Consider the following 5,963-nt stretch of genomic DNA (forward strand, 5'->3'; position numbering starts at 1 on the left):
GGTCGCACAGGCCGGCCTGCCGCCATTGCCGGCGGCCGGCCTGGCCGCGATCGAACGCGACCTGCTGCAGCCGCGCGCAGATGCTTCGGCGCAGTTCGCCTGGCACGGCGCCTGCGTGCGCAGCTGGCACGACACGCTGTACGCCGAGCGCGACCCCGCGCCCTGGCCTGCCGACTGGCAGGCGCAGTGGGACGGCCGCGCGCCGCTGGCGTTGCCCGATGGCCGCTGCCTGCACCTGCGCGCCGACACCGCGCTGGCCTTCGATACGCCGCTGCTGGTGCGTGCGCGCCGCGGCGGCGAACGTCTGCTTCTGCCAGGGCGGACGCAGTCGCAGGCACTGAAGCACCTGCTGCAGACGCAGGCCTTGCCACCCTGGCAGCGCATGCGACTGCCACTGCTGTTCGACGCCACGCAACTGCTGGCCGCCGGACCGGACCTGCTGGCCGCGCCGTTGCACGATTGGCTGCAGGCGCACGCTGCACGCCTTGAGCTGGATGCGCTGCCGGCGCCGGCACGCGCCTCGCATTGACCCTGCCGCCGCCGCCGCGCACACTTTCGCCATGCCCAAGAAGTCCCAAGACGATGCCTCCCCGGTCGCGCGCTTCGAGCAGTCGCTCGAGGAGTTGGAAGTGCTGGTGGAGAAGATGGAAGCCGGCGACCTGAGCCTGGAGCAGTCGCTCAGCGCCTACGAGCGCGGCGTGGGCCTGTACCGGCAATGCCAGCAGGCGCTGGAGCAGGCCGAATTGCGCGTGCGCCTGCTCAGCGATCCCGAACAGCCCGACAGCGCCGAACCCTTCGACCCCGTGCCGCCCCATGGCGGCTGACGCGGCGTTCGCGCACTGGCGGGAGCGGGTGGAAGCCGGCCTGCAGGCGCAGTTGCCGACCGCCACGCTAGCGCCGCAGCGCCTGCACGCGGCGATGCGTCACGCCACCCTCGGCGGCGGCAAGCGCATGCGCCCACTGCTGGTCTACGCCAGCGGCGCGCTGTTCGGCGCCGACGCCGCGCGCCTGGATGCACCGGCGCTGGCGGTGGAATTGATCCACGCCTATTCGCTGGTCCACGACGACCTGCCGGCGATGGACGACGATGCCCTGCGCCGCGGCCAGCCGACCGTGCACATCGCCTTCGACGAAGCCACCGCGATCCTCGCCGGCGACGCGCTGCAGAGCCTGGCGTTCGCGTTGCTGGCCAATGCCGAAGACGCGGCGGCGACGCTGCGCGTGCAGTGGCTGCAGACCCTGGCCGAGGCCGCCGGTGCGGCCGGCATGTGCGGCGGGCAGGCATTGGACATCGACGCCACCGGCCGCGTGCAGGCGCTGCCGGACCTGCAACGCATGCATGCGCTGAAGACCGGCGCGCTGATCCGCGCCAGCGTGCGCCTGGGCGCGCTCGGCGGTGGCGCCGACGCCGACGCGCTCGCGCAACTGGATGGCTTCGCCACCGCGCTGGGCCTGGCTTTCCAGGTGCGCGACGACATCCTCGACGTGGAAGCCAGCTCCGAACAGCTCGGCAAGACCGCCGGCAAGGACGTCGCGCAGGCCAAGTCCACCTACCCTGCCCTGCTGGGCATGGATGGCGCCAAGGCCAAGCTGGCCGAGCTGGCGCAGGCGATGCAGGACAGCCTGCACGGCTATGGCGCTGCCGCCGATGCACTGGCGGCGCTTGCGCGGCTCGCGGTCGATCGCGCGCACTGATCGCCACGCTCGACGCGTGCGATCGTTGCGGCTGGGCCGCACGCGTCAATAGCCGCGCAGGCGCTGCACCGCATCCGCGAAACCAGGGATGGATGCTGGCGCTGGCCGCGCGCAGCCCGTGATGACCAGAGGCGCTGTTGCAGGAGCGGCTTCAGCCGCGACAGACGGCATCGGTCATGCCTGTCGCGGCTGAAGCCGCTACTACATGGGCTTGCGGTGAGTGTCTGGGGCAATGTAGGAGGGACGTCAGTCCCGACTGCTTTCGCGGTCCGATCGTCCGCCACGCCGCTCGTCGCGGATGCATGACCGTTGACTCCCACACCAGGCGACCAGGCGCATCTCACGCCACGGCAACCCGCGTTGCCGCAAAAATGCCGACGCCGCGCATACCGCTGCAGATCGCGATGACGCCGACTGCGGCGAATGGAGATCCCGGACGTCCTCATCGCCTTCGGCAAACGCCGCCACCAGCACGATCTCCACGCACGCACACGCACAGTGCGAGCGTGATCGCCACATGGCCTATCGCGACGCTGCGCTCGATCCAGTGCATGCCGCTGCGGCAAGGCCGCTGCAGCGCGACACTCACATGCGGCGATGTCTGTCCGCGATGCCGATACTGAGACCTGGCGCGCGCTTCGCTGGACGAAATCGAAGACAAACGCACCTGCGACGCGCACGCGCGCATCACCGGGCTAGTTTGCTTCGGCCCCTGTCACGGGGCGCCCACTTTCGACGGAGAGAGACTGCATGAAACACGCATCCCGGATCTCGGCAGCGATCGGCTTCAGCCTGGTCGGCATCATCTCGGCGGCCACGGCGCAATCGCAACTCACGCGCACGCCCGCGCCGCTGCAGGTCGAACTGACGCCGGTCGCCGACGCCGACGGCCAGCAGCGCGGCCAGATGGCGGTGACCGTGCGCAACACCGGCACGCAGGTCGCACGCGTGCCCAAGTGGGAACTGCCGCTGGGCGATCTCGACAACGCCCTGTTCCAGGTCCAGCGCGACGGCAAGCCGGTGGATTACGTCGGGCGCCTGGTCAAGCGCGCCGCGCCGCGCGCCGAGGACATGGTGGTGCTGCAGCCGGGCGAAGCGAAGCAGGCGCAGATCGACCTGAGCCGCGCCTACGACCTGACCCGCAGCGGCACCTACAGCATCCGCCTCGACGCGCCGCTGCAGGGTGCCGCGCTCGCCGATGGCGCGCGCATGCTGCGCGCCGACGGCGAGCCGCAGACCCTGTCCAGCGCGCCGCTGACGGTATGGCTGGATGGCGGCCGCGGCCATGCGGTGCGCAACGACCTGATGGTCGGCCCGCAGGCGGTGGTCAACGGCGTCAACTACGCCTCGTGCAGCACCAGCCAGATCAGCACCATCGGCAGCGCGGTGAACGCGGCGCGCACCTACTCGCAGAACGCCAAGACCTACCTCAACGGCGGCAGCACCGGCGCGCGCTACACCACCTGGTTCGGCGCCTACAACGCCAGCCGCTACAGCACCGCCACGTCCAACTTCGTCAACATCGATTCGGCGATCGACCAGAACAACGGCCAGATCACCATCAATTGCGGCTGCAGCGACAGTTCCTACGCCTACGTGTATCCGAACCAGCCGTACCAGATCTACGTGTGCAATGCGTTCTGGAGCGCGCCGCTGACCGGCACCGACTCCAAGGCCGGCACCCTGATCCACGAAATGAGCCACTTCAGCGTGGTCGCCGGCACGCAGGACACCGCGTACGGCCAGAGCGCGGCCAAGAGCCTGGCCAAGAGCGATCCGGCGCGCGCGGTGAAGAACGCCGACAGCCACGAGTACTTCGCCGAGAACAATCCGTCGCAGAACTGAGTCCGGCACGCCGGTGATGCCCCCGGGCGCCGATCTCGCGTCGGCGCCCGGTTCGCGTGCGGCCCAGGCCGCACGCTCTATGCCCGCGTGGTGTCCTAGGCCACCAGGCCCTCCAACCTGGGCAGCCCCGCGCTGCCGGGGAACACCTGGGTGTCCAGCGCGCGCTCGGACAGGCCCAGATGCACGCCGAGCACGTGCCGGAACAGGCTGCGCAGGTCGCTGGTGGCGCGCAGGTCGCGGCCCTCGTTCAAGGCCCGCGGCGACAGGCCGGGCCAGTCTCCCGCGATGCGCCCGCCGCGCACCGCGCCGCCGGCCAGGAACGCCACCCCGCCGGTGCCATGGTCGGTCCCGCCGGTGCCGTTCACCGCCGCGGTGCGGCCGAACTCGGTCACCACCGCGACCACGCTGCGCGACCAGCAGGCCTGCGCGCCATCATGGAACGCGCGCAGCCCCGCATCCAGTTCGCCCAGCTTGCGCTGCAGCACCGCGGCCTGGTTGCCGTGGGTGTCCCAGCCGGCATCCTCGACGAAGCCGATCCGCGGCCCGTCGGGCTTGGCCATGAAGCTGGCCGCCGCACTCATCGCCTGCGGCAATTGCCCACCCTTGACGCTGTCCACCTGCATGCCCTGCTCGCGCAGCGCGCGCGCGAAATCGCCGGCCAGCTGCGGATCGGCGGCATACAGCGGCTGCAGACGCTGCAGCAGGATCGGATTGACCGCGCTCGGCAGCGGCGGCGACCAGCTGTTCACCGCGCCCGGGCCACGCATGATCAGCGGCGTCACCGCGCTCACCGACACCGCCTCGGCGCCGTGCAGGGCCAGTGCGCAGCGGTTGAGCCAGCCGCTGGAGGCGCCATTGGGCCGCGCGGTGCCGTTCTCCAGGCAATCCTGCGCCTCGAAGTGCGAGCGCTCGCGGTACGGCGGCGCCACCGCCACCACCGGCAGCCATTGCTTGCGCGCGTACAGCTCATGCGCGAACGCCAGCGCCGGATGCAGCGCGAAGCTGCCGTCCAGGGCCAGGGTCTGCGGCGGCGCCAGCGCGCCGCGCAGGCGTGCGTAGTCGGGGTCGGCGGTCGGCACCAGTGCGTGCAGCCCGTCCAGCGCGCCGCGCAGCAGCACCACCAGCAGGCGCGTATCGGCGCCCGGCGCGGCCAGGCCGCTGCCCGCCCACAGGCTCAACACGGTGGCCGCACCGCTGGCGGCAAGGAAACGACGGCGTGTCAGTTGCATCGGAACTTCTCCCATCGCGGATCGGACCGCGCGCCGCTCAGGCGCGCCATTGGAAGGCCGGGCTCGCCAGCAGCACCGCCACGCCTTCGCGTGGCGATTCGGCGCGCCGCACCGCGGTCAGCGTGTCCGCATCCGGACCGTCGCCGAACGCGGTCGCGGCCAGTGCCAGCGGCTCGCCCGGGGCCATCCCGGCCAGCGCCTCGGCGGCCTGCACGCGCTTCCACAGTGCGTCGGCGCCGCTCCATTCCGCCGCCACGTCGGCATAACCGGCCGGCGAGCGCGGCGTGAACGGCGGCTGCCCCATCCGTGCCAGCAGGGTCAGCACGGTCTTCTGCTGCGGCGGCGCCTCGGGCCAGGCACCTCCGGCGCGCAGCGCCGACACCACGAAATCCTGCGGCGGCTTGAACTTGCGCGCCTGCGCGTCCCATGCCTCGGGGCTGTCGATCAGGGCGCGGTAGACGTGGCGCAGGTCGCCATCGCTGCGCCGCCACGCGTCGGCCATGCGCTGTACCAAGGCTGGCGGCGGATCGTCGCGGACGAAATGCCGGGCCAGCTTGAACGAGACGTGCTGCGCGGTGGCCGGGTGCCGGGCCAGCGCCGCCAGGATCGCCTCGCCCTGCGCCACGCCGTCCTCGGCGTAGCGCCGGCCCAGCACCAGGCGGCTGCCGGCGGCATGCGCCGGCGCGCGGAACACGAAGGCGGCCCCGGGCGTGCCCTGCTCGAAATCGCGCGGCGCCGGCACGCCCCAGCCGGTGATCGCACGCGCCAGTTCGGTGACGTCGGCCTGGGTATAGCCGCCGTCCACGCCGAGGGTGTGCAGCTCCAGGATCTCGCGCGCCAGGTTCTCGTTGAGCCCCAGGCGGCGCACGGGACGTTCGGGATCCAGGCGCAGGGCCCGGCGCTGCGCGCGTTGCGCCAGCAGCGAGTCGGGGCCGACCGAATTGGCGTTGTCCAGGTAGCGCAGCATCGCCGGGTGCCGCTCCACCGCCAGCAGCAGATCGGCGAAGCGGCCCATGCAGTGCGGGCGGATCGCCTCGCGCTCCATCGGCGCCGCGTACAGCGCGGCCGCGCGCTTGTCGACCGAGACCGCGAAATGATTGGACCAGAACTGCACCAGGCGCTCGGCGAATCCGGCCGGGCTGGACACCGCGACCCGGTAGCGCGCCGCCAGTTCCTGCGCCTGTGCCTGCCGAT

6 protein-coding genes are annotated in these 5,963 nt (G+C 71.8%); 4 read left to right on the forward strand and 2 right to left on the reverse strand.

Going from position 1 to position 5,963, the window contains the following annotated elements:
- The 4 genes from tilS to D588_RS0109790 form a co-directional block, all read left to right on the forward strand.
- Positions 1–529: tRNA lysidine(34) synthetase TilS (gene tilS / locus D588_RS0109775; RefSeq protein ID WP_017915840.1), on the forward strand; the 529-nt coding region annotated here is incomplete at its 5' end.
- A gap of 31 nt (positions 530–560) precedes the next feature.
- Positions 561–824 (forward strand): exodeoxyribonuclease VII small subunit, encoded by a 264-nt coding sequence (locus D588_RS0109780; protein ID WP_017909613.1) that lies wholly within the window; start codon positions 561–563, stop codon positions 822–824.
- A complete protein-coding gene (locus D588_RS0109785; RefSeq protein ID WP_017915841.1) occupies positions 814–1,695 on the forward strand; it encodes a farnesyl diphosphate synthase in 882 nt (293 codons plus the stop codon). The genes D588_RS0109780 and D588_RS0109785 overlap by 11 nt, the downstream gene beginning before the upstream one ends.
- A gap of 750 nt (positions 1,696–2,445) precedes the next feature.
- Complete coding sequence (locus tag D588_RS0109790) at positions 2,446–3,540, forward strand: M35 family metallo-endopeptidase (RefSeq protein WP_017909615.1); 1,095 nt, start codon at positions 2,446–2,448, stop codon at positions 3,538–3,540.
- Positions 3,541–3,635: 95 nt separating this feature from the next.
- On the opposite strand, the gene D588_RS0109795 is transcribed toward D588_RS0109790, so the two are convergent.
- Together D588_RS0109795 and D588_RS0109800 are read right to left on the reverse strand one after the other, a co-directional pair.
- Positions 3,636–4,769, reverse strand: coding sequence for a DUF1501 domain-containing protein (locus tag D588_RS0109795; RefSeq protein WP_017915842.1), 1,134 nt, complete (start codon positions 4,767–4,769; stop codon positions 3,636–3,638).
- A gap of 37 nt (positions 4,770–4,806) precedes the next feature.
- Positions 4,807–5,963: DUF1800 domain-containing protein (locus D588_RS0109800; protein ID WP_017915843.1), on the reverse strand; the 1,157-nt coding region annotated here is incomplete at its 5' end.

The sequence above is a fragment of the Xanthomonas sp. SHU 308 genome (genome assembly GCF_000364645.1).
GTDB lineage: Bacteria > Pseudomonadota > Gammaproteobacteria > Xanthomonadales > Xanthomonadaceae > Xanthomonas_A > Xanthomonas_A sontii.